This window comes from Aquimarina sp. BL5, from assembly GCF_003443675.1.
Taxonomy (GTDB): domain Bacteria; phylum Bacteroidota; class Bacteroidia; order Flavobacteriales; family Flavobacteriaceae; genus Aquimarina.
The window spans coordinates 5,742,501-5,766,003 of the sequence record NZ_CP031963.1; the positions used below are offsets into that span (position 1 = coordinate 5,742,501).

General features: G+C 31.6%; 28 protein-coding genes and 1 other RNA gene (1 of these 29 running past the window's edge). 11 read left to right on the forward strand and 18 right to left on the reverse strand.

All coding sequences use genetic code 11. From position 1 onward, the window contains the following. Positions 1-1,556, reverse strand: partial view of an ATP-binding protein gene (locus tag D1818_RS24065; RefSeq protein ID WP_162897305.1) — the 5' portion only. The gene continues 568 nt to the left of window position 1, outside the view; only the first 1,556 of its 2,124 coding nucleotides appear in the window; the start codon lies at positions 1,554-1,556; its stop codon lies off the left edge, out of view. Between the two features lie 341 nt (positions 1,557-1,897). Between D1818_RS24065 and D1818_RS24070 the strand changes: the two genes are divergently transcribed. Continuing rightward, entirely contained in the window at positions 1,898-2,524 is a 627-nt protein-coding gene (locus D1818_RS24070; protein ID WP_118462737.1) for a hemolysin III family protein, read from the forward strand. 60 nt (positions 2,525-2,584) lie between these two features. Here D1818_RS24070 and D1818_RS24075 read toward each other — a convergent pair whose 3' ends face one another. From D1818_RS24075 to D1818_RS24090, 4 genes are all read right to left on the reverse strand, one after another. Next, positions 2,585-3,385 carry a hypothetical protein gene (locus D1818_RS24075; protein ID WP_118462741.1) on the reverse strand — a complete coding sequence of 267 codons (801 nt, stop codon included), beginning with the start codon at positions 3,383-3,385 and terminating at the stop codon, positions 2,585-2,587. 93 nt (positions 3,386-3,478) lie between these two features. Further along, positions 3,479-3,907, reverse strand: coding sequence for a DUF4268 domain-containing protein (locus D1818_RS24080; protein WP_118464087.1), 429 nt, complete (start codon positions 3,905-3,907; stop codon positions 3,479-3,481). 1 nt (position 3,908) lies between these two features. Next, positions 3,909-4,586 carry a ZIP family metal transporter gene (locus D1818_RS24085; RefSeq protein ID WP_367183278.1) on the reverse strand — a complete coding sequence of 226 codons (678 nt, stop codon included), beginning with the start codon at positions 4,584-4,586 and terminating at the stop codon, positions 3,909-3,911. Further along, positions 4,586-5,317, reverse strand: a complete 732-nt coding sequence (locus D1818_RS24090; protein ID WP_118462747.1) for a cyclopropane-fatty-acyl-phospholipid synthase family protein — start codon at positions 5,315-5,317, stop codon at positions 4,586-4,588. The genes D1818_RS24085 and D1818_RS24090 overlap by 1 nt, the downstream gene beginning before the upstream one ends. 165 nt (positions 5,318-5,482) lie before the next feature. Here D1818_RS24090 and D1818_RS24095 point away from each other — a divergent pair, with 165 nt between their 5' ends. Further along, the gene (locus D1818_RS24095) at positions 5,483-6,628 is read left to right on the forward strand and encodes a class I SAM-dependent RNA methyltransferase (RefSeq protein WP_118462750.1); all 1,146 of its coding nucleotides are present in this window, start codon (positions 5,483-5,485) and stop codon (positions 6,626-6,628) included. A 26-nt stretch (positions 6,629-6,654) separates the two neighbouring features. On the opposite strand, the gene D1818_RS24100 is transcribed toward D1818_RS24095, so the two are convergent. From D1818_RS24100 to rlmD, 3 genes are read right to left on the reverse strand one after another with little or no spacing between them, the layout of a single operon-like run. Then, a complete protein-coding gene (locus D1818_RS24100; RefSeq protein WP_118462753.1) occupies positions 6,655-7,389 on the reverse strand; it encodes a DUF6048 family protein in 735 nt (244 codons plus the stop codon). Beyond that, complete coding sequence (locus tag D1818_RS24105; protein ID WP_118462756.1) at positions 7,355-7,879, reverse strand: DUF6452 family protein; 525 nt, start codon at positions 7,877-7,879, stop codon at positions 7,355-7,357. Before D1818_RS24105 ends, D1818_RS24100 begins: the two co-directional genes overlap by 35 nt. 3 nt (positions 7,880-7,882) lie before the next feature. Continuing rightward, complete coding sequence (gene rlmD, locus D1818_RS24110) at positions 7,883-9,292, reverse strand: 23S rRNA (uracil(1939)-C(5))-methyltransferase RlmD (RefSeq protein ID WP_118462759.1); 1,410 nt, start codon at positions 9,290-9,292, stop codon at positions 7,883-7,885. 115 nt (positions 9,293-9,407) lie between these two features. Here rlmD and D1818_RS24115 point away from each other — a divergent pair, with 115 nt between their 5' ends. The 3 genes from D1818_RS24115 (at position 9,408) to rocD (ending at position 11,848) form a co-directional block, all read left to right on the forward strand. Beyond that, positions 9,408-9,965, forward strand: coding sequence for an RNA polymerase sigma factor (locus D1818_RS24115; RefSeq protein WP_118462762.1), 558 nt, complete (start codon positions 9,408-9,410; stop codon positions 9,963-9,965). Then, complete coding sequence (locus D1818_RS24120) at positions 9,955-10,341, forward strand: DUF6768 family protein (protein ID WP_118462765.1); 387 nt, start codon at positions 9,955-9,957, stop codon at positions 10,339-10,341. Before D1818_RS24115 ends, D1818_RS24120 begins: the two co-directional genes overlap by 11 nt. Before the next feature lie 229 nt (positions 10,342-10,570). Next, positions 10,571-11,848, forward strand: coding sequence for an ornithine--oxo-acid transaminase (gene rocD, locus D1818_RS24125; RefSeq protein WP_118462768.1), 1,278 nt, complete (start codon positions 10,571-10,573; stop codon positions 11,846-11,848). A 155-nt stretch (positions 11,849-12,003) separates the two neighbouring features. Here rocD and D1818_RS24130 read toward each other — a convergent pair whose 3' ends face one another. The 6 genes from D1818_RS24130 to D1818_RS24155 all read right to left on the reverse strand — a co-directional run bounded on the left by D1818_RS24130 (position 12,004) and on the right by D1818_RS24155 (position 14,363). Then, complete coding sequence (locus D1818_RS24130) at positions 12,004-12,312, reverse strand: CCC motif membrane protein (RefSeq protein ID WP_118462771.1); 309 nt, start codon at positions 12,310-12,312, stop codon at positions 12,004-12,006. Then, positions 12,313-12,615, reverse strand: coding sequence for a DUF2752 domain-containing protein (locus tag D1818_RS25975; protein WP_118462775.1), 303 nt, complete (start codon positions 12,613-12,615; stop codon positions 12,313-12,315). A 77-nt stretch (positions 12,616-12,692) separates the two neighbouring features. Continuing rightward, complete coding sequence (locus tag D1818_RS24140) at positions 12,693-13,010, reverse strand: CCC motif membrane protein (protein WP_118462779.1); 318 nt, start codon at positions 13,008-13,010, stop codon at positions 12,693-12,695. 377 nt (positions 13,011-13,387) lie between these two features. After that, positions 13,388-13,783: a DUF2752 domain-containing protein gene (locus D1818_RS24145; protein WP_118462782.1), complete on the reverse strand. Its 396-nt coding sequence runs from the start codon at positions 13,781-13,783 to the stop codon at positions 13,388-13,390. After that, positions 13,784-14,062 (reverse strand): CD225/dispanin family protein, encoded by a 279-nt coding sequence (locus D1818_RS24150; protein ID WP_118462785.1) that lies wholly within the window; start codon positions 14,060-14,062, stop codon positions 13,784-13,786. It abuts the gene before it with no gap. Positions 14,063-14,072: 10 nt separating this feature from the next. Further along, entirely contained in the window at positions 14,073-14,363 is a 291-nt protein-coding gene (locus D1818_RS24155) for a DUF2752 domain-containing protein (protein WP_371682591.1), read from the reverse strand. A 105-nt stretch (positions 14,364-14,468) separates the two neighbouring features. Between D1818_RS24155 and D1818_RS24160 the strand changes: the two genes are divergently transcribed. Together D1818_RS24160 and D1818_RS24165 are read left to right on the forward strand one after the other, a co-directional pair. Beyond that, on the forward strand, positions 14,469-14,675 hold the full coding sequence (locus D1818_RS24160) for a hypothetical protein (protein ID WP_147406158.1): 207 nt from the start codon (positions 14,469-14,471) through the stop codon (positions 14,673-14,675). Between the two features lie 5 nt (positions 14,676-14,680). Then, positions 14,681-15,235 (forward strand): DNA mismatch repair protein MutS, encoded by a 555-nt coding sequence (locus D1818_RS24165; protein ID WP_118462793.1) that lies wholly within the window; start codon positions 14,681-14,683, stop codon positions 15,233-15,235. Here D1818_RS24165 and D1818_RS24170 read toward each other — a convergent pair whose 3' ends face one another. Together D1818_RS24170 and D1818_RS24175 are read right to left on the reverse strand one after the other, a co-directional pair. Beyond that, positions 15,236-15,802 (reverse strand): hypothetical protein, encoded by a 567-nt coding sequence (locus D1818_RS24170; RefSeq protein WP_118462796.1) that lies wholly within the window; start codon positions 15,800-15,802, stop codon positions 15,236-15,238. Continuing rightward, complete coding sequence (locus tag D1818_RS24175; protein WP_118462799.1) at positions 15,792-16,925, reverse strand: hypothetical protein; 1,134 nt, start codon at positions 16,923-16,925, stop codon at positions 15,792-15,794. The genes D1818_RS24170 and D1818_RS24175 overlap by 11 nt, the downstream gene beginning before the upstream one ends. Before the next feature lie 308 nt (positions 16,926-17,233). Here D1818_RS24175 and D1818_RS24180 point away from each other — a divergent pair, with 308 nt between their 5' ends. After that, a complete protein-coding gene (locus D1818_RS24180; protein ID WP_118462802.1) occupies positions 17,234-18,382 on the forward strand; it encodes a cysteine desulfurase family protein in 1,149 nt (382 codons plus the stop codon). On the opposite strand, the gene D1818_RS24185 is transcribed toward D1818_RS24180, so the two are convergent. After that, positions 18,379-20,841, reverse strand: coding sequence for a TonB-dependent receptor (locus D1818_RS24185; RefSeq protein WP_118462805.1), 2,463 nt, complete (start codon positions 20,839-20,841; stop codon positions 18,379-18,381). The two genes, D1818_RS24180 and D1818_RS24185, sit on opposite strands and share 4 nt — an antisense overlap. Positions 20,842-20,854: 13 nt before the next feature. Next, positions 20,855-22,543, reverse strand: a complete 1,689-nt coding sequence (locus D1818_RS24190) for a M23 family metallopeptidase (RefSeq protein WP_118462808.1) — start codon at positions 22,541-22,543, stop codon at positions 20,855-20,857. A gap of 180 nt (positions 22,544-22,723) precedes the next feature. On the opposite strand from D1818_RS24190, the gene D1818_RS24195 reads away from it, so the two are divergent. The 3 genes from D1818_RS24195 to ssrS all read left to right on the forward strand — a co-directional run bounded on the left by D1818_RS24195 (position 22,724) and on the right by ssrS (position 23,489). Continuing rightward, entirely contained in the window at positions 22,724-23,014 is a 291-nt protein-coding gene (locus D1818_RS24195) for a hypothetical protein (RefSeq protein WP_118464093.1), read from the forward strand. A gap of 8 nt (positions 23,015-23,022) precedes the next feature. Then, the gene (locus tag D1818_RS24200) at positions 23,023-23,313 is read left to right on the forward strand and encodes a cell division protein ZapA (RefSeq protein WP_118462813.1); all 291 of its coding nucleotides are present in this window, start codon (positions 23,023-23,025) and stop codon (positions 23,311-23,313) included. Positions 23,314-23,368: 55 nt separating this feature from the next. Then, a non-coding RNA gene (ssrS, locus tag D1818_RS24205) (6S RNA) lies at positions 23,369-23,489 on the forward strand. Positions 23,490-23,503: the final 14 nt, after the last annotated feature.

Genomic DNA, 23,503 nt, shown 5'->3' on the forward strand with positions numbered 1-23,503 from the left:
GTACCAGTCGTATGGTCTTTTGAATTAGCTTGAGAAAATTTATCAAAGATTATTCCTTGCTTATCCAAAGGAATTCCTCTTCCGTCATCTTTAATTTCAAAGGTAATCTCAACTTGGTTATCGGTAACGATTGGGTTGACAAAATTTAGCCAGATATTTCCGTTTCTGGTGAATTTATTTGCATTACTGATAAGATTAATAAAAATCTGGGATAATCTTACAGAGTCTCCAATAAGAGAATGAGGAATGTTTGGATCAAAATTAAGGTGTAACGTATTCCCATTTTTATCTGCTTGATATTCAAATGAATTTCTGATATCATCAGCTAAGCTTTTGATATTATATATGGATTTATCTAAGCTTATTTCATAAGATTCCATTTTAGTAACCTGAAGAACATCATTAATAAGATTTAGTAAATGATCCGCAGAAAATTTCATTAGTTTTATAAATTTATGATTTTCTTCATCTTTTATCCGCTCCATAAGAATAGACGATAAACCAACCACTCCATATAGCGGAGTTCTAAGTTCATGACTTACTGTGGATATAAACTTAGTTTTTACGGCAGCAAGACGATCTGATTTTTCTTTCGAAATCTTTAATTCTTTGTTTCTAATTGCCAAAGATTCTCCGAGTACTTTTGTTTTTCTATGGTTATAGATGAAAAAACAAAACAATATTAGACATAATATAAGTAGTGATAATGTAAATATAGAAACTGTTTGTGATTGTTTTGCTTTTTGAGTTTGTATACTATTGTTTTTATTGCTTACTACTAATTTTTCCTTAAATTGATTTGTTTCTAATTTCTCAGTTTCTAAGGCAGTTTCGTGATGTTTAGTATATTTTTTAAGAATCGCATAAGCTCTATCTTGTCTTCCTAATTTCACAAGTAACTCTTCATACTTTTTATAAATGTTCATTGCTTCTCTAGACATTTTATTTTTTTCTGCAATAGAAGCAGCTTTTTCGAAATGTCTTATAGCACTGTTGTAGTTATTATGAATCTTATAATATTCACCGAAACTTAAGTAGGTTAAAAGTAATTCAGTAATATGTTCAGTGTCTTGACTAAAATATTTTTGACATTTTTTTAATAGTCTATATGCTTTTCTGTAATTTCTGGTTTTAAGATAAATGTTAGCTAAATTTAGTTCTAAGCTATGTTTATAGTCGTTATTTAGGTTTTTATAGTTTTCGTGAATATGCTTGATTCTTTTTAATGCTCTTGCCGGTTTGTTAAAACCCTCTAAATATACTAAAGCAATATTATTGTTAACATCTATAATTAGTTCAGAATCTCCTTCTAATTCTTTTATGAATAGTTCTGCGATTTTATATTCTTTAAGAGCTTTTTTATATTCTTTATTCAGGAAATGTATTTTTCCTAATAAATTATAAGAGTATCCTTTTAAATAGTATTCTTGTTGGGTATTGAATTTAGTAGAGATATCTATAATGTTTTCAATAAGCATGACACTATTGGCTCTTCCTATGGAGTTTAGGTGTTCTTCCGTGTGAATAATTCTACACTCCAATTCGGCGAATGACATTTCTTCATATTGGTCGGCATAAAGAGTAGAATAAAATAAGTTAGCGCATAGGAAACATATAAAATACGTGGAGATTTTAATATTTTTCATTTGTTACTGTAGGTTTTGGGGCACCTAAATATATATAAAAAATATATAATTACGGGTTTAAATACTAAATAATATGGTTAAAGCGTATTTATTCTGTTTTTAACACTAAAAAAGTAATATTTATCTTACGTTTTTTGTTTTTATTTAGGTTACTTATATCATGATAGAAGGATGTATGTTTTGTGTTCGTTGTTTGTAATTGCCCAGAAATAAAGCTTCAAAATATATGTACTTTATTATTTTTGTGATCTATGAACGTACAAACACCGATTGAAGAAAGATGGAATTGGTTAACTCATGGATTTGGTTTCTTACTTTCCGCTTTAGGTTTATTTTTCTTACTATTTAATGATACACATAAAACTTCTTACAGCACATTTTCAATATTATTATATTCTGTTTCATTAATGGTACTATATTTTGCATCTTCAGCGTACCATTATACAAATAATGTTTCTCTTAAGAATCGATTTAGGGTTATGGATCATATTAGTATTTATTTACTAATAGCTGGGACGTATACACCCGTTACTTTAATTGGTTTGTTGGATAGTAAAGGGTGGCTTCTTTTTATACTTGTATGGTCTTTGGCTGGTTTTGGATCAATTCTAAAGCTTTTTTTTACTGGAAAATTCGAGATTCTTTCAGTGACTTTATATCTAGTAATGGGTTGGTTAATTATGTTAGATATTACTACATTAACGGATGTAGTAGGTTCTGAAGGGATTATGTATCTTATGTTAGGTGGATTGGCCTATACTTTCGGAATAATTTTTTACGCTTTTAATAAGCTAAATTTCAATCATGTAATTTGGCATGTATTTGTGTTAGCAGGTGGCGTGTTTCATTATATTTTTGTGCTAAAGTTTATTATATAATATAAGATAAACCATATTAAAAATTTCGAGAGTTGATAATATGGTTTATCTTATTTTACACTATCCTCTACATCCTCTGATTACGCCAAAAACATAATCATCAGCTGCTTCATTAAACTCGTCGCCACAGTTTCTGTCACTACCGCCACCACTTGCATTATTTATATTACTGCATTGGTCGTGATCCATACAATCTTTAGTCCAAGCACTTGGTATCCACCATCTACCGCAGTCTCCTCCGCATCGTCCCATACATCCATAATTATTTCTTGGTTTACTACCAACCCTTACTCTATCGCTATGATTACCTCTGGAATCATCATATTCTGCGTTTACATAAGTGTTCTTTCTAATACAAGTGATACCTTCATTTCTGCTTTTTAGAGTATTTGTATTACCAGAAGACAATATCTTTCTTTTAGAATAGATGTAGTTATTAGGTGATTTCCCAAGGTATTCGGTCATACTTAAGAGTGTATATTCCGTCATAGATATGTCACCATCTTTAGTGCTTAAAATATATTCTGATATTAGTTGCCCCGTTTTTAGTAATGCTCTTTTTTCATTTTCTGATAAAACAATATTATGACCATTTATATCGATACTTTCGTTTTCATAATTGATGGACGCATCGATTAATTTTTTATCAATTTCTAAGGACATATTAAAATTAAGCTCTGAAGAAGAGTTGACAACATATGATATGTTGTGATTGTTTACTATTAGTTTTCCAGTGAAATTGTTTTCATTCTGAAGTTCTAAACCTATTTCAGATGCTTTTGTGGAAATGTTTTCATCTGTACATTGTAAGAATACAATTGAGAATAGCAATATAGCTATCGCTTTAAAATAATTTTTCATAAGATTGAGTTTGTGTTAGAAACTAATGTATGAAAAATCTTCCAGATTTACGAATTTCGTAAATAATTAATAATATTACCTATGTTTTGCTAATTATGATTCAATAAAATCTTTATATTCTAAAAAGAATGTTTCGAGCACGAGCATTTTTTCGTTTAGGAACTCCATCGTTATTTCCCAAGTTTTTTTATTATGTACACTTACATCTACTAGCTCTGTATAAATGCGAGAAATAATTTTTCCATTTTCTAATTGATAGAATTGATCAAAAATGATATTATCTAAATATTCCTCTACGATAATATTTTTTAAACTTAAGAATTTGTCATAATAATAGGCTCTTATTGTTTCGTCATAAGGTTCTACATCAATAGAAACTTGAGCAATCTTTGTTGTAAAGGTGAACTTAAGTGTTACATCTTTAATTTTTGTGTTGTATAATAGCCATTTATGCGGGTAAGCTTTACCAAATGTAGTCCAGAATTCTTGTCTTATTTTTTTTGAATCTTCTTTGCTAAACATGTTAAATAAAATAAGCACAGGCTGTTGCGGCTAGAATAACCATTAGTTTGGTGATATTAAATTTATGCCCTTCATTACTTTCAAATAAAATAGTGGTAGAAACATGTAGAAATATACCAATTACAAGCGCTGTAATTTCTTTGTAGTACGCCTGAACTCCTTCAAAATGTTCAGAGATAAATGTTCCCAGAGGAGTCATTAGAGCAAAAAGAATAAGAAACAATATGATGATAGGCCTTTTTATTTCTGTTTTAAATAAAAAAGTTGTTAGTATCATTGCTACCGGAATTTTATGAATAATGATCCCTATAAGGATACCTTCTGTGTGATGAATAGGAAAACCTTCCAGAATGGCATGAATTCCTAAACTTATAAAAAGTAATTTAGGAATCTGAGTAGTTTCTTTATGAATATGTATATGTCCGTGTTCTGCTCCTTTTGAGAAATATTCTAATACTTTTTGGAGTAAAATTCCAATCATAATCCAAACACCTGTTTGCTTGGCATATTGGTGCTCTTCAAACACTTCTGGTAACAGATTAAAGATAGTAATGGCTAATAGAAAAGCACCACTAAAAGCTAAAAGTAATTTTAAGTTTTTTTGATTATTAGGTTTGAATATATATACTATTAATGAACCTATAAAAACTGCTGATATGGATAGTATGTGATTATACACTATTTAAAAATAAGAATAAGTCGAGGAGAAGTAGTTTTATCATATTTTTTAAGATGGTAATCGCCAAAAATATCAAGCAAATTGACTTCAGCTTCTTCAAAATATTTTTGAAAATCTTGTAGAGTCAAGGCTTTTACTCTTTCGGTAAATAAAAAGTCCTCATTATTGTCATTAAATTTTATTTCCTTGTAGATATAACCATCTTCAACATATCTTTTTATATGAAAATTTATTCCAGAAACTTCTTTTGTTTCTTCAGGAACAAGGTTGTTAATTACGTAATCGACGTTCATAAAGTCAATAACACCAAAGCCTCTTTCATTTAAATCAGACTTTATAGCTTTTATGGTACTTAGATTACATTCTTCTTTTTCAAAATAACCAAAGCTTGTAAAAAGATTGAAAACAGCAGAAAACTTTTTAGAGTAAGGTTTAGACATATCGTGCACCTTAAACTTCAGTGATTCATTTTCGAATTGAGATGCATATTCAATACTGTTTTTAGAAAGGTCAACTCCAGTAACATTATATCCTAATTTATTTAGATAAACACTGTGTCTTCCTTTACCACAAGCAAGATCCAGGATTTTTTCTTCCGGTTCTAAGCTTAGATAACTAGTTAGGTTATCCATGAATTCTTGCGCCTCTTCGTGGCCTCTATCTTTATATAATATATGATAATATGGTGTATCGAACCAAGATGCATACCACATTGTAGAATCTTTTAGCATAGGGCGCAAAATTAATGTATTTTTGCGGTTTATTACCGCAAGGTGAAACGAATTATGTGGGTTTAGTCTCAAAAAGCAAAAAAACTTTCTTGAAATAATATTTTTAATGTTTTTTTGAAAGTTGAATAACTTAGAATTATTAAAGAAGTGAATCATTCATTTAAAATGGTAGCCAAAACCTTTTTTGGTTTTGAAGAAATATTAGCAAAGGAGCTTAGTAATCTTGGTGCCCAAAAAGTCCAAGTAGGTAATCGAATGGTTAGTTTTTATGGAGATACAGGTTTTATGTATAAAGCAAATCTTTGTCTTAGAACGGCTTTAAAAATATTAAAGCCTATTTCTTCTAAAAAAATACGTAATGAAAAAGATTTATATAGTTTTATTCAATCCATTCGTTGGGATGAATATCTAAACACTGATGATACTTTTGCGATATATGCAACAGTAAATTCAACAATATTTAAGCATTCCCAGTTTATTTCTTTAAAATCCAAAGATGCTATTGTAGATAAATTCAGAAAAGAAACTGGAAAAAGACCTAATGTAGATACTGATTATCCGGATTTGACCATTAATATTCATATCCAGCAAGATCTATGCACAGTATCTTTAGATAGCTCTGGTGGATCGTTACATCATAGGGGATATCGCAGTGCGACAAATATTGCTCCGATAAATGAAGTCTTAGCGGCTGGTCTGTTATTATTATCTGGATGGGATGGACAATGTGATTTTCTAGATCCAATGTGTGGTAGTGGAACTTTTGCTATAGAAGCAGCTATGATTGCTTGTAACATTCCTGCTAATTTGAACCGAAAAGAGTTTGCTTTCGAAAAATGGTTAGATTGGGATATGGATTTATTTGAAAAAATTGAAGAAGCCAGTTTGAAAAAAACGCGTGATTTTCATCATTCAATTATTGGTTTTGACAAAGCTCCATCTGCTGTTAGAAAGGCAAAACAAAATGTAGAAAATGCGAATCTCACCGATTTTATTAAGATTAAAGATGATAATTTTTTTGAAAGTTCTAAAAATGAAGATAAGAAACTTCATATGGTCTTTAATCCTCCATATGGAGAACGTTTAGAATTGGACGAAGAAAAATTTTATGCACAAATAGGAGATACGCTTAAACAGAGTTATCCAGATACTAATGCTTGGTTTATAACTTCTAACCTTGAAGCTTTAAAATATGTAGGATTAAGACCTTCTCGAAAAATAAAAGTATTTAATGGTAAACTAGAATGTCGTTTAGTGAAGTATGAAATGTATGCTGGAAGCAAAAAAGCTAAATTTCAGGATAGGTCTTAGCATAAGACATATATAACAATGAATTATTACCTTTTCTTTTTTACAAAAGGAATCAAGTAGCTAATTGTATACGTGTATCCAACGCCAAACTGACTAAAATCGTTTGTTCTTCCGTATCCAGGAATGAATAAATTTTCAAACCCATCAAATTCATCATCAAATCCATCAGGATCTTTTTCACTAACAAGTCCTCTTAAAGATACACTCGCTCCTAGATAGAGGTTATTTAGTACTTCTACTTTAATTCCTAAAGTAAATTCTACCCAGCCAGCGGTTAGATCTTTAGCTTCTCTTTTTTCAGTAATAGGTTCATTAGGGAAAAAATCCGTACCCGTAAAAATCCTATAACTATTTAATGTTTGGTCAAAAGTGGAGAAACCATATCTAAGACCGACATAAATACTATTTTGCATTCCATACCAGTTTTTATAGACATTGTAATCTACACCTAATCTGATATAGCTTCCGGATCCTTCTACTTCAATATTCTCTTCATCTCTTAAAAAAGATTCGTTTCCTAATTCTGCAGCTAGATAATAATTTTTGTAGATTCTGTAGTCACCATTAATCTCAAAACCCGAATAGTCATCATTTAAGGCAGTTCTAATTAATCGGGCAATATCTACACCAACTCTTAAACCATATTTTTCGGCAGGAGGTAAGGTGTCTCTTGCAGAAATGTTAGTCTCCGCTTCTTGACTCAATATCGTACCTGAAATGAACAGGCTAATGAAAAATAAATACGTGTGCAGCTGTCTCATTGGTTACGTCTCCTTCTTGTATCGTTATTTCTTTAATCCAGTTTTGATTATCTTCTTCTTGAATGAAGCTCTCAGTTAGTCCATTATAAGTGACTCTAAAACCACATGCACTACTTACATATTCTTCTACAGGTGTATACTGAAAACTTAATGTATCCGTATTAGGAGTTTCGTCAGTATTATCATCTTCATCAACATCAGAATCTATTGTAAACTCAAAATCCGTTAGAAGAGCATCTATTCTTAAAGGGATCATGATAGAATCTTGATTTGTTGTAAAGTCAATAATTCCTTCGAATCCGACAGCTTTTACCTGTAACTCATTTGGTTGTTTAATATCAGATACCGTACCATCCTCAATAAATTTAATAATCAGAAATGGTGTAGTTGGCGTATCTTCTGCGCACAAGTCATCTCGTTCACAACTGGAACTTAGATAGACCGCAATAAGACAGCAAATCATAAGGACTAAAGTTTTGTATAACTTCATGAATTATCTTTTTTCTAATAAAACCACATTTTCTACGTGGTGCGTTTGTGGAAACATATCTACCGGTTGTACTTTGGTAACCTTATACATACTATCTAATAACGATAAATCTCTTGCTTGTGTTGCACTATTGCAACTTACATATACAATCTTATCCGGTGAGATGTTTAATAATTGGCCCACGACATCTTTATGCATTCCATCTCTTGGCGGATCAGTTATAACGACTTCTGGTTGCCCGTGAGTTGTTATAAATTCTGTCGTAAACACTTTTTTCATATCCCCAACATAGAATTCTACATTGTCAATATTGTTATGTTTTGCATTTGTCTTGGCATCTTCAATAGCTTCAGGCACTGCTTCAACACCAATCACTTTTTTTGCTTTTTTAGCTACGAATTGAGCAATAGTACCTGTACCGGTATATAAGTCATATACTAATTCATTTCCTGTAAGACCTGCAAAATCCCTAGTTATCTTATATAGTTCGTATGCTTGTTTAGAATTGGTTTGGTAAAAAGATTTAGCATTAATTTTAAAACGTAAACCTTCCATTTCTTCTTCGATATGATCTTTTCCGTGATAACAGATTACTTCCTGATCATATATAGTGTCATTTCCTTTTGTATTTACAACATATTGTAAAGAAGTAATTTCAGGAAACTCAGAAATTATATAATCTAGTAATAATGTTCTTTTTTCTACATCTTCATAAAAAAACTGAACTAATACCATAATTTCTCCAGTAGATACAATTCTCATCATTAAAGTACGTAGAAAACCACTTTGGTTTCTAGCGTTATAAAATGGTAAATTATTCTCAGTAGCAAATACTTTTACCTTATTTCTAATCGCATTACTAGGATCCTCTTGTAAATGACATGTATCTATATCCAAAATTTTATCCCACATTCCTGGAATGTGGAATCCTAACGCGTTACGGTTTTCGATTTCTGTGTCGCTTTGGATTTCTTCTAATGTTAACCATCTACTATCGCTAAAAGAGAACTCCATTTTATTTCTGTAGAAAAACTGATCTTCGGAACCTAGAATCGGAGTTACAGTAGGTAATTCTATTTTGCCTAAGCGTGTCAGGTTATTAACTATTTCTTGTTGTTTATATGATAGTTGATGCTCATATCCCATAAATTGCCATTTGCATCCACCGCAGGTGCCAAAGTGTTTACAAGCTGGATCTACTCGCTTATCGGATTTTTTATGAAAAGTAGTTGCAGACCCTTCATAAAAAGCTTTTCGTTTTTTTGTGGTTTGTATATCTACTACATCACCTGGAACCGCATTGTTTATAAAAATGATTTTTCCATCAGGAGCTTTGGCAATACTTTTTCCTTTTGCGCCCGCATCAATCACTTCTATGTTTTCAAAAACCTGTTTTCTGTTTTTTCTCGCCATAGCGCAAAAATAAGAATAGAAACTATATACTTATTAAATATTCCATATATCTTATAAAAAGAATAAAAAAAATGAACCTAATTTATATTTCTACGTCTATATTATAAAGGTTACTATGACCAACACTAATAAAACATTTGACTCTTTGTTGGTATTACAGTGCCAATCCGGAAATAAGAAAGCTGCAGCAATTCTTGTGAAACGATGGCATGAGAAATTATGTAAACAGGCATATTGGTATAGTAAGGATATAGAAGCCTCTAAAGATATCGCTCAAGATAGTTGGAGCACAATATTATTAAAAATTCATAATCTAAAAGATCCTAATAGTTTCGGAAGTTGGGCATTGACTATAGTTACAAGAAAGTCTTATGATTGGCTCCGAAAAAATAAAAAGGAATTAGAGAATATAGACTTTTATCATAAAAATGAAGTATCAATAAAATATGATGTATATGATAAAGATGATAATATAATGATATTATTAAAAAATGCTATAAAAACCTTGCCAAGTGATCAACAAATGGTGCTTCATCTTTTTTATCTCGAAAGCTATAGTGTGAAACAAATAGCTGAAATAGCTAACATTTCTGTAGGTACTGTAAAATCTCGCTTGTTTACCGCCAGAGAAAAATTAAAACAAATTCTAAAAAGTAAAAATTATGAAAAATAAAATGGAAGATATCGATCAATTGATAAAAGAAACTTTAACTAATGAAGAGGCAAAGTTTTATGACGAACTAGATGAGCAAAATCTACTAGAGATGGTTGGAGGGCTTTTTAAAACGAGGAATAGTTGGGTTATTATTATAATGTTTATTGTAAACTTTGTGGTATTTGGGCTTTTTATCTATTGTTTAATTCAGTTTTTAAATACAGATAATACGAATGAACTTATAAGGTGGAGTGTAGCAGGATTTTTCTGCGTTATGATAACGGCAATGCTTAAGTTGTATTCTTGGATGCAAATGGATAAAAATGCACTACTAAGAGAAATTAAAAGACTGGAGTTACAGATTTCATCTATTGCTTCGAAATATCAGGAATAAATAAGAACTCTGGCTGTTTGGATTCTTAAATCGTAATAAAATAAACCTATTATTTTGAATAATTAAAAATAGGATGCATTACAGACTCTAAAATTAAAAAATCAATAAAGATTTAGTAATTTTGCAATTCTCTTAGGGATGATTTCTCTCCCACGCTGAATTTTCGAGTCTTTTCGAAAGGATAAAGGTACAGAAGGAATGGTTATTTTATCAATTTAAATTATTAAAAATGGCTGTTTTAGAAAAATTAACGTCTCAACAAGCAATCGATTTAGAAAACAAGTATGGAGCTCATAACTATCACCCTTTACCGGTAGTTTTAAATAAAGGAGAAGGTGTATATGTTTGGGATGTAGAAGGAAAAAAGTATTATGATTTCTTAAGTGCATATTCTGCTGTTAATCAAGGGCACTGCCACCCAAAAATAGTAGGAGCAATGATGGAGCAGGCACAGACATTGACACTAACTTCTCGTGCATTTTACAATGATAAATTAGGGGAATACGAGAAATTTGCTTCAGAGTATTTTGGTTTCGATAAGTTGTTACCAATGAATACTGGTGCGGAGGCTGTAGAGACAGCATTAAAGATATGTAGAAAATGGGCCTATGAAAAGAAAGGTATTGCTGAGAATGAAGCACAGATTATAGTATGTGAGAATAACTTTCACGGAAGAACTACTACAATAATTTCTTTTTCTAATGACCCTGTAGCTCGTAAGAATTTTGGGCCATATACAGCAGGATTTATAAAAATCGAGTATGATAATCTTAAGGCATTAGAAGAAGCGTTAGAAAATAATAAAAATGTAGCTGGATTTTTAGTTGAGCCTATACAAGGAGAAGCTGGTGTCTATGTTCCTTCCGAAGATTATTTGTCTAAAGCAAAAGCATTATGCGAGAAACACAATGTGTTGTTTATAGCAGACGAAGTTCAGACAGGAATAGCAAGGACAGGTAGATTGTTAGCTACTTGTGGTAATTGTTCTTGTAGTGATAAAAACTGTTCTGGAACACCTAATGTAAAGCCTGATGTATTGATTCTTGGTAAAGCATTGAGTGGTGGAGCTTATCCTGTTTCTGGAGTATTAGCGAATGATGATATTATGGAAGTGATTAAGCCTGGTAACCACGGAAGTACTTTTGGAGGGAATCCTGTAGCGGCAGCAGTCGCAGTTGCAGCACTAGAAGTTGTAAGAGATGAAAAACTTGCAGAAAATGCATATCAGTTAGGAGAGTTATTTAGGTCAGAATTGAATGAATATATCAAAACATCCAATATTGTCAATCTTGTTCGTGGTAAAGGATTGCTAAATGCTATTGTGATAAATGATGATGAAGAAAGTGAAACCGCATGGAATATTTGTGTTGCTTTAAAAGAAAATGGATTATTAGCAAAACCAACTCATGGGAACATCATACGTTTTGCTCCACCATTAGTAATGACTAAAGAACAGTTGCTAGAATGTGTTGAAATTATTGTTAAGACACTTAGAGCATTTGAATAAATAAGACGATTTAAAACTATGTTTTATATTAAAAGCACCCAATAAAGGGTGCTTTTGTTATTATTTCGGTTATAAGAATTAATACAGATATTATAATAACTCCCAATTATTAGCAATATAAAAGACAATTGTCAATAAATATGAGTTTCAAAATTCTATTGATTTAATATCTCACCCCACGGCATCATTGCGCCAACAAAAACTAGGTATCCAATGATGAATAATAAATATAACGAACTAAGAGAGAGACCAACTATTGCACAAATTCTTCCAGCTTTTAGGTTTTCATATCCATAATAGAGTTCCGGATTTTCATTGTAAAGTTTGATTGATTGTTTCGAAATTACTAAGGCTACTATTCCAAATATTAATCCAATAATTCCGTAACAAAAGCAAGTAACTATTGAAACAATTCCAAAGATCAGAACAAGAGTAGCGTTAGGTAATTGTTGTTTGTTTTCCATTTATGTATATGATAATTGTTTGATAAAATAATTGACAACAATAAGGATTATATTCAAGAAATAAAAGTATTTAAGGATACTTGCACCATTTTTAAAACTAAAGTAAATGTGGCTAATTAAATAACAAATCATAATTAGCATAGGGATTAAGGCAGGATACATCATAATAGAATGCAGGAATTCTCCTTTTATCAAAAGAATAAAGCTTCTTTGAAGCCCGCAACCTAAACATTCAATTCCTATGAACTCTTTAGAAGGGCAGAACAGGAGATTGTCCTCAAGAAAAGTTATTATTTCATTCATTATCACTGTATCCTAAAAATTAAAACTGCCTTGATTATATCAAGGCAGTTTTAAGTATATTAATAATTTTGGTTTTATTAATATTGTCCCATTTGTTCTCTAACCATTTCCATATAACCATCATAACCTATGGTTGTGAAAATAATTATTAGAGATATCACATAAAGAGCACTTATAATCAATCCAATAATAGCTAATATTTTTCCAGTTTTTACATTATTATATCCTTCATATAGTTCTGGGTTTTCTGTATACATTGCAGTAGCTTTTTTGGCAAGAACCAATGCTACGACCCCAAAAATAACACCAAGAATTCCATAACAGCAGCATCCTACAATTGATAAAATACCAAATACTAAAATAAGAGTAGCGTTAGGTAAGGTTTGTTTTTCCATAAAAAAGTTGATTAGTTAAAATGAATTTCATTTTGATTAGATAGCTTACAACTATTGTAAGCGTAGATATAATAGCTAAGATCACTATAATGAGTGATTCGTGTTTAAATTTAATAAAAAAAAATAAATCCTAAGAAAAAAGAGGAGTAAGTAAGGGATAAAAAGGAACGCATTGGTGAGCTGGAAATAGATCTTGTGATTGTCGTTACCTATAAATAAGCTAAAGTCATAGAATATGACACTATCGAATTACCAGAAAGATGAGAAACTTTTAAAGACCATTATAAGTGATAACAGAAAAGAATATGCAAACTATAAATAGATTACACTAGCGTTTGCTATTGACTATTTCTTTGCAAAAACAAGTATTACGTTATCTATGGCGCTAGACAAGAAAATGGCTCGTGAGGAATATTCCTTAAAATCCAAAATGCAACAACGATTATTCCTATGATAATAGGAGTTTTGGTATGATAAAGATAATTAAAGTAATTTTTTTTAGAATAATGATTTATTCCTTTGATAACAAGGTTATATACAATAGTCAATATCCCTAGTATATATAAAGCATTATGATTAAGTGTTTGAATTATATTGAAATGTAGTAACTGGTGTAATGCTCTTTGACTTCCACATCCTGGACAATGTAGCCCAGTAAGGCTAAAAAAAGGACATTTAGGAAAAGGAAAAAGTTTTCCTTCTGGATTATAAAAATAATATAGGGATATTAATGATATACAAAATATCCCTATAATTAGATGTTTTACTTTCATTTAATATGAACCACCTCCTAAAATAGCTAGGCCTCCCATAGCAAACACAAATATTAAATAAAGGACAGTTGCTACTATTCCTATGATAAATCCAATTTTTGTCCATTTTTTGGCATCAGCAGAAGCTTTATTTGCTTCTTCAAAATTGCCCTGATCATAAGCAGAATTTACTTTAGAGGCGTTGATAATGCCAACAATCCCTAAAGGTAAACAACAGAATATTGTTACTAAAATAGATTCAACAAGATAGTTTTTAGGTCTCGGTTGATTAGTTTCCATAAAAAATTGATTAGTTAAAAATGAATTTCATTTTGATTAGATAGCTCACAACCATTGTAAGCACAGATATAATAGTTAAAATCACTTTAATAAGTGAATCGTGTTTAAATTTAATAAAAAAATTAAATCCTAAGAAAAAAAGAAGAGTTAGTAAAGGATATATTGCCGGATACATTTGGAAAGCAGCAACAAATTCTCCTCTAAATAACAGAGCTAACGACCGTTGTAAGCCACATCCTAAACAATCCACACCAAAAAGTTTTTTGTTTAGACAAGGAAACATATACTTTTCCAAAGACATTTTTTCTTAATTATGTGGCACAATATACACAATTTGAGTATTCAAGAAATTAATGTGTAGAAAAAATCTAATATTTGATACTTTTGCACAATGGATAAAATTAAATTGAAAAAGATCTGTAGTCTCCTTTTGATAACCGTAGGTGCTATTCTTTTAATTATTGAGATAGCATCATCCAAAAAGAACTATTATCTGCAGAGTGCTGGAATCGTATGCCTGATGTCCGGAATATTTATAATAAATACAAGTGTATCATCGAGATCAACAAATAATAATGTAGAGTATCTTAAAAATAACGAAGAAGAGGAGTAGAAAGTATGATTAAGATAGGAGATATAGTTTCGGTATTAGACGAGCCCATTACCGGTAAAGTAATTTCGTTAAATGGTAACGAGATAACCATTACATCCGATGATGGTTTTGATATGGTTTTTATGGCTAATGAATTAGTGAAAGAGCAATCTGACAATTTAATTGTTCCTTCTTATGAAGAAATAGAGAAAAACCTACAAGAAAAAGAGGTTTTTAAAAAGAAACCTAAAAGACCGCTAATAAAACCCAAAGAAAGGAATATACCTCCGATGGAAGTAGACCTTCATATACATAAGTTAGTCAAATCTACAAAAGGAATGGCTAATCACGAAATGGTTACTTTGCAACTAGATACCGCAAAAAGACAATTAGATTTTGCAATCAGTAAACGTATTCCGAGGGTAGTTTTTATACATGGTGTTGGGCAAGGAGTTCTAAAGGAGGAGTTAAAGTATTTGTTTGGCCGATATGATAATATTAGTATATCAGATGCAGATTATAAAAAATATGGGCTTGGCGCTATGGAAATATATATATTGCAAAACCCTAAAAACAGATAGCTAGTTCGGGATTGATATATTATCAGATCCTAGTTCTAATATTTCCTTTCTTATTGCAATACCACCTCCTTCTAATGTTACATCTCTTAAGATAACAGTTCTGGAATAACTGGTTTGAGTAGGATCCGGTTGATCCTCGGCAGCTTCATAACTAATATCCGCAGTTCCATTAGTACTTATTAATTCTAAGGTTACATTAACACCACTAACTGGAATGCTATTACAAAAATATTCATCTCCATTAATGGCGGTATCAAATTCTCTATAGATAAATTGATTATTAGTAGCATTTAAAGTAATTAGAGTAGGTTCGTCTATAGATATGTCAGAAACGTTTTCTGGATTAATTTCAAAACTCGTATCCGTGAAATTTAAAGATAAAGATCTATTTATGCCTTGATCAATTACGAAAAATACAAAAGTATTGTCATTCTCATTAGAGCAATTTTCTAGATCTCCGTTCAAGTCGTCAACAGAAAATTCTATAATATCACCTTCACTACAACTTATTATTAGGAGTGCAAAAAATAAAAAATATAGTTTATTCATCATTGTACTAGTCTTCATTTTTGGGAGTGGTTATGGAGATAGTTTGATCTCTAAAACCAAAGGAAAAATCATCATTTGTAAATTGGTCATTAACTTCATTTAAAATGAGATCACTAATTGCTAATGTAGTTCTAAAAATAGTAATTACTGTATTATCTAGGATGGATGGGTTGTCAGCATTAGCATTTGCAATACCGTCAGAAAGGTCCGAATCTAAATAATTAGGAACTCCATCCATATCGTCGTCATCGTCTAAAGGGTTTCCATTATTATTAGTATCTTCTTCCTTGGTCGGTATTCCATCATCATCATCATCATTATCTAAAAAGTTTGCAATACCATCATTATCAGAATCATCATCTCTTGGATTTCCATTACCATCAATATCCTCATCTCTAGTTAATATTCCATCACCATCATCATCGGGATCCTTGTAGTTAGGAATGTCATCTCCATCAGTATCTAGAAAGGTGTCATCATTAGGATCGTCATTAGGCAACTCTACACTTGTTAATACGTTGTCATTATCATCATCTTGATCTCTAAAATCTGGAATTTGATCATCATCAGAATTATATCCTTCTTCAATTCCTAAAGGATTATCTGCAGTTTGATTTGTGTTTCTAATGGAGTTATCATTCATAGCATCGTCCAGATAATTCGGAACCCCATCGCCATCAGGATCCGCTTCTGGATCAATTTCGTTCGGTGCTTCTAATGTTGATTCCACACCATCATTATCATCTTCACTTATTATTTGGTTGTTTATTGTAGCTATCCCGCTTACACTTAAAAGTTCTTCAGTAACAGTAATATTACTATCAGGGATATTATTGCAGTAATAATCTGAGGTAATAGCGGTATTAAATTTTCTGTAAATTAAACCATTATCTAGGTTTTCTAGATCGATAATAATTGGATTTTCTGTTACAGTAGTTGCTGAATAGGTTGCATCAATAAAATTATAAGATATGGCTTCGTTAACGGATGTGTTTATTTTGAAGAAAACAAATTCATTAGGTTTAGCTCCCTGACATAACTGAAGGTCTACGTCTTCAAACTCAAAACTAGTAACAATAATATCACCATCATCACATGATGTTAAACCCAAAAAAATAAAAATATATAAAAGCTTTTTCACTTTCTATGTTTTGAAAATTAGTAACAATTCGAAGTTTCGTAATAAGAAACTATCTTGTAATTTTATAACACATCAAAATAGTTTACATATGATAAAGACGAATGAAATTTACACATGTTTATTTTTGGTATGTTTTTCTGAATGTTTTGACAAAAATAATGGAATTGAAAGATTATAACGTGTAGCAAGGAAAATAATTTTATTTGAATTAGATTTGCGGTTAGAAAATAAGGATATGATAAAATGCGTTGTTTATTACTGCATAAATTGTATTTTTTTATTGGTTAACAACTAATTTTTTGGATTTAATGCAAAAGGTTTATTTCGATAGTGCTGCAACTACACAGGTACGCCCCGAAGTGATAGATAAGATGACTTTGGTGCTAAGAGAAGATTATGGAAATCCTTCTTCTACTCACGGATTTGGGAGATCTGCTAAAAATCATATTGAGCAAGCACGAAAAAATATTGCAAAACATCTAGGTGTAAAAGCTTCAGAAATTATTTTTACATCAGGAGGAACTGAAGCTGATAATCTGGCATTAAATAGTGCTGTTAGAGATTTAGGTGTAAAACATATTATTACTTCAAAAATCGAACATCATGCGGTTTTACATACAGTTCAGGAAATACAATCACAAACTAATATATCTATAAGTTATGTGAATATTAATCTAGATGGTTCTGTTGATTATAACCACTTAGAAAAGTTATTGGTTGCTAGTTCCGATAAAACATTAGTAAGTTTAATGCACGTGAATAATGAGGTTGGAACTATCCTAGATATCGATAGAGTGGGTAATTTATGTATGGAACAAGAAGCTCTTTTTCATAGTGATATGGTACAATCGATAGGCCATCTAGATGTAAATCTTAGTGAATTACAGGTTGATTTTACTGCTGTTAGTGCTCATAAGTTTCACGGTCCAAAAGGAGTTGGGTTTGCTTATATAAAAAAGAATTCTGGATTAAAACCATTGATTTACGGAGGAGAGCAGGAGAGAGGATATCGTGGTGGAACTGAAGGAGTACATAATATTGCAGGTATGGATGAGGCATTGCGTCTGGCGTATGAACATATGGTTGAGGAAAAAGCATATATTTCCAATATAAAGCAATATTTTATAGATCAGTTAAAGGAACGAATTGATGGAGTCAAGTTCAATGCAAACTGTTGTGATTTAGATCATAGTACCTATACTTTAATCAATGTGTGTCTTCCGATATCCCAGGAAAAATCTGGTATTCTTTTGTTTCAGTTAGATATCAAAGGGATAGCTTGTTCTAAAGGAAGTGCTTGCCAAAGTGGAAGCGGCAAAGGCTCTCACGTATTAACAGAAATACTTTCTGAAGAAGATATGCTAAAACCTTCTATTAGGTTTTCTTTTTCTAAATATAATACCAAAGAAGAAGTAGATTATGTGATTGGTGTTTTAAAGGAGTTTATAGAGGATTAAAACTTCATACCTAACCGTACATTAAAAACTCTTTGGGTTAAGAAATTTGGAATAGAAAACTGCTGCTGAGAGGCAGCATCTCTAACAAAGGTGTTCGTGATAGAATTAAGATTGTCAAAAACGTTGAAAATTTCAAAACCTACATTCAATTCTCTAAATTTATTAAAGAAACTCCCTTCTTTACGTCTTATTTTTTGATCTACTACGATATAAGAAATCCCCAAATCTGCTCTTCGATAATCTCTTAATCTTGTCTGAAAGTTATAAGGGTCAGCATTGCTTGGTGAACCACCAGGAACACCTGTTTGGTATACAAGATTAAGGTACATTTTTAAATTAGGGATTGTAGGCACATAGTCCTGAAAAAGTGCTCCGACTTTTACTCTTTGATCTGTAGGTCTTGAGATATATCCTCTGTTATCAAGGTTTTCTTCAGTTTTTAGCAAACCAAGACTTACCCAGCTTTCAGTTCCGGGAACAAATTCACCATTTAGCCTTAAATCAAACCCAGCGGCATATGCTTCAGCATTATTATTGGCTCGGTATCGAATTCTTACATTTTCTACAGTATATGAATTAACATCTGTAAGTTTTTTATAATATAATTCTGTGGTAAGTTTAAAAGGTCTGTCCCACATATTAAAACTGTAATCATTACCCGCAACTAAGTGGATGGATTGCTGAGCTTTTACATCTGGTTGAACAGTTCCTTGAATATCTCTTAGTTCTCTATAAAAAGGCGGTTGATGATACCATCCTCCAGAAAGTCTGAAGATCATATCTGCTTTCCAGTTAGGTTTAACAGCTATTTGTGCTCTAGGGCTAAAAACCGTCTGAGAAGTACTACTAATTCCATCCCCCGAAACATTCCAATTATGAGCTCTTATTCCTGCATTCATCCAAATTTCATGTTCTTTGATATTGGTTCGAAAACTATACTGAGCGTATCCCGAAAATCGATCAATAGTAACCATATTAGTAGCTCTTACACTGGTAAAAGGAACAATGGGACTTGCATTGGGGTTATAAGGTTGATCATTAATAAAAGTACCTGGAGGACGAATCGAAAATCCGGCAGAGTCAATAACTTCATATTCCTGGATTCGATCTCTAATATCTTCAGAAGTATATTTTATACCCCAATCTATTTGATGCTCATCCGCAATATAGGTTCCCTTGTGCTCCAGATTAAATATCAAAGCATCCAAGTCATTTCTCGCATGAGTTAGCTGAGAGCCAATACCTTCATTGAACTCAACTTCACCAAGATCTTCACTACCAATATCTGTATTTACGGTGCCTAAAAAGTAAGCTGCAAAAATATCAAAGTACTCTTGTTCTTGTGTATGATATGCAGAACCAATTAATTTTAAAGTTAAATTTTCATTAGCTTGATATGTGCCTTTTAATGCGCCAAAATAAGTTTCATACTGATCTTTTTCCTGACCATCATAGAAAATTGTTAATGCAATTGGATTCGTAATTGTACCAAAATTGGTTTGACGAGTTAAAGGTTCATAATCGTATTTGTTGATTGCAATATTACCTAGAAAACCTAATTCAAACTTATCTGAGAAATTATAAGAAAGATATGTTTGTAAATCCGCGAATCTAGGTCTAAAATTAGTTTGAGTTTGTCTGGCATCTACTAAAAGACTATTATCTCTATATCGAACACCTACTACTCCTGCAAGTTTCTTGTTCTTAGTTATTCCTCCAGCCGCTATGCTTCCTCCTAACAAACTCAGGTCGGCTGTTAAATCAAATCGTGTAGGTCTGCGATACGTAATATCTAGAACAGAAGAAAGTTTATCTCCATATTTAGCCTGAAAACCACCCGCAGAGAAATCTACATTTCTTACCAAGTCTGTATTTACAAAACTAAGTCCTTCTTGTTGTCCAGAACGAATAAGAAAAGGGCGATATACTTCTATTTCATTTACATATACTAAGTTTTCATCAAAATTACCTCCTCTTACCGAATATTGAGTACTTAGTTCGTTGTTAGAACTTACTCCCGGTAATGTTTTTAGTAAGCCTTCTACACCTGCATTAGCGGAGGGAGTAATACGAATTGTTTCTGGGTCTAACGTAGTAATTCCTTCTACAACTTTTCGTTCTCTACCAGTGATAATTACTTCACTGATCTGCTCAATATCTGTTTTTAATATAGGGTTTAATTCGTATTCTTGGTTTTCCTTTAAATTAATAGTAAAAGTAAAATCCTTTAGTCCTACATGGCTTATTTTAATTTTTATGTCCTCATTAGCAGGAATACTAAGTACATATACACCATTTTCATCCGTTAGTGTTCCAGAATTTTCATAGGATACATTAGCCCCAACAATTGGTTTGTTGGATTCATCAAGAACAACACCTTTTACGACTGCGTTTTGAGCTATTATGTTATGACTTGTGAGGGCTAGAAAAAAAACAAAAAGGAAGTGGAGATTTTTCAAAGAGTATATCTATTTACGGTTTTCTAAAGAATGTTGTTTCAAATGTAGCATTATTTCCTACTTTATCTAACACAATAAGTTTAAATTTATTTTCTGTTTCAGTAATTATTTTGTCATTAAAATCATAAACCAGCATTCCGGTTTTGTAATCATATTCCATCAAAATGAATTTCCCGTTGATAGTAGCTCTGTAACTTTTTACACCAGAATCAGCGTCATCTATCTTAATCTTTAAAAAATCAGCTTTAGACATCCATTTTTTGTCAGACACATTGATTGGAACTATGGTTGGTTTATTAAGATCAGTGAATAAGGAGTAACTACCTAAAGTTCTGGTTCTTGTAGAAAAACGATTGTTTTTTTTATTTGTTTTTACGTGATAATGTTGGTTATTATATCCTAATCTTCCAATATATAGCTTTTTCTTATCCGACTCACTATAATTAGAAACATCAAATACAATCGTCATGTTTTTATGTAATGGAATTTCGTCTTGATGAATTTTGATAGTATCACCATTAGCTTGAATATCCAAATATGCATGTTCGTATAAACTACCTTTAGGGATGTATAAATCAAAAATTCCAGAATTAAATGTGAAGTTTTCGGTTGGCTTGACTAAATATGGTGTTTTGATAATCTCTTTTTTTGAAATTTCAGCAAGTTGCTTTCCCTGTATTGGGATGCTAATTTCGGCAGTATTGTCCTTAAAATCCTTGACTAAAACTTTAGCCGTATACGATAAACTATCTTCTACGTTAAAAATGCCTTTATCAATAGTGTTTTTATAGATAGTAAGTGGATTGTTTTTTTCAATAAATAGCTTGGTAATCCTGCTACGATTCTTTTTATAGTATGGATAATCAATTAATCTATTAATATAACGAGTCTCCGAAAACGAAAACCGTTTCATTTCCAAAGCAAAATTTTCTTGACCATTTAGCTCTGTCGAAATCTTATAGACCCCATTTTTATTGGCTGCCAAGTTTTGCTGATCTATTGTAGAAACACCAATTCCTATTTTTCCTATTGCGTTAACACCTTCTGCCTTAAAATTACCATCATCTAATGGTATTAATCTTAATTTTGTCGGTTGCTGGTCTCCGTTAACATGAGAGTTTTCATCAAGACTGTAGATCCAAACACTATTAATTGTTGGTTTTTTAGTGTCCTTGATATCAATACCAAAACTCATAGGGTTCATTGGTCTTGCCTTTGCATCTCTTATTTCAAAATGTAAATGTGGACCACCACTACCTCCTGTGTTACCGCTATAAGCAACTACTTCTCCTTTTTTAACAGATAGAGCTCCGGCCTTCGGAAAAAGCTCGATTTCATACGATTCCTTTGCGTATTGCCTTTTTTTAATATATGCTTCTATTTCAGGAGAAAATTTTTGAAGGTGTGCATACACAGAGGTGTAGCCGTTAGGGTGCGATATGTACATTGCTTTTCCATATCCAAAATGAGAAATTTTTATTCTGGTAATAGTGCCGTCTGCAGCTGCATATACTTTTAATCCTTCTTGCCCCTCCGTTTTTAAATCTATACCAGAATGAAAATGATTAGATCTTAATTCTCCATAAGTTCCGGAAACCGCAAGAGGAATATCTAGAGGATTTATGAAATAGTCTTTCGGAATGTCTTTTTGACAGTACCCGATTCCAATATTGAGTACTAAAAATAATGTTATTATGCGCATAGGGAGTAAATGTAAATATTTAGGAATTAAAATTAAAGTGATGTTTAATTAAAAACTAAAAGGCTATAAACTAACCACTTGATTGATGAGATATTGGAGCTGCAAAATTAGTTTAAAAACTATTGGGTTTTTTCAATTGGTATGTTAACTTTGTGTAACGAAGTATTGCGTGAAATTATAATGAGTGATTTAATTGAAATTGTTGATTCTCTTGAGAATAGGATAAGTAAGTTGATTCATAAGCATGACTTGCTTAAACAACAAAATGCTGATCTTAGAGATAAAATAAAGGATTTGAAGGCTGATTCAGAACTTCAGATTGATCAATTAAAACAGTGGGAAGAAAAATTCAGTGCACTCAAAAATGCAAATGCAATGCTAGGCAGTGACGAATACAAAAGGGAAACCAAGCTCAAAATAAATGCCCTGATAAGGGAGATAGATGTCTGTATAGCACAGCTATCTGAGTAATATAGAATATGGCAGATAAATTAAAAATCAAATTATCAGTTGCGGATAGAGTGTATCCACTTACTATTAATCCTGATCAAGAAGAAGGATTAAGGAAAGCAGCTAAAAAGATTGAAGCCATGATTAAACAATTTGAGCAAAGTTATGCAGTGAGAGATAAGCAAGATGTATTAGCAATGTGTGCTTTACAGTTTGCTGCACAAGTAGAACAAAAGGTTATAGATAAAGATAGTGATGAGATAAATGTAACGGGTCGATTAAGTGCCCTGAACACTTTGTTGCAAGATCATCTATCGTAAACGTTCATTAAAATAAATAAGGTTACTGCCTGCACTAGTTATTATTTTTTGATAAACTCAACAAGAATTATTTCAAAAGGGTGAGTTTAAGTTGTAAAAGCAAGCCGTGCTGATGTATATCAGTCTCACGGATCCTTGAGCAATTTGTTAGCCCTAAACCTGTTTTTACAGAGTTTATACAAAACCCATG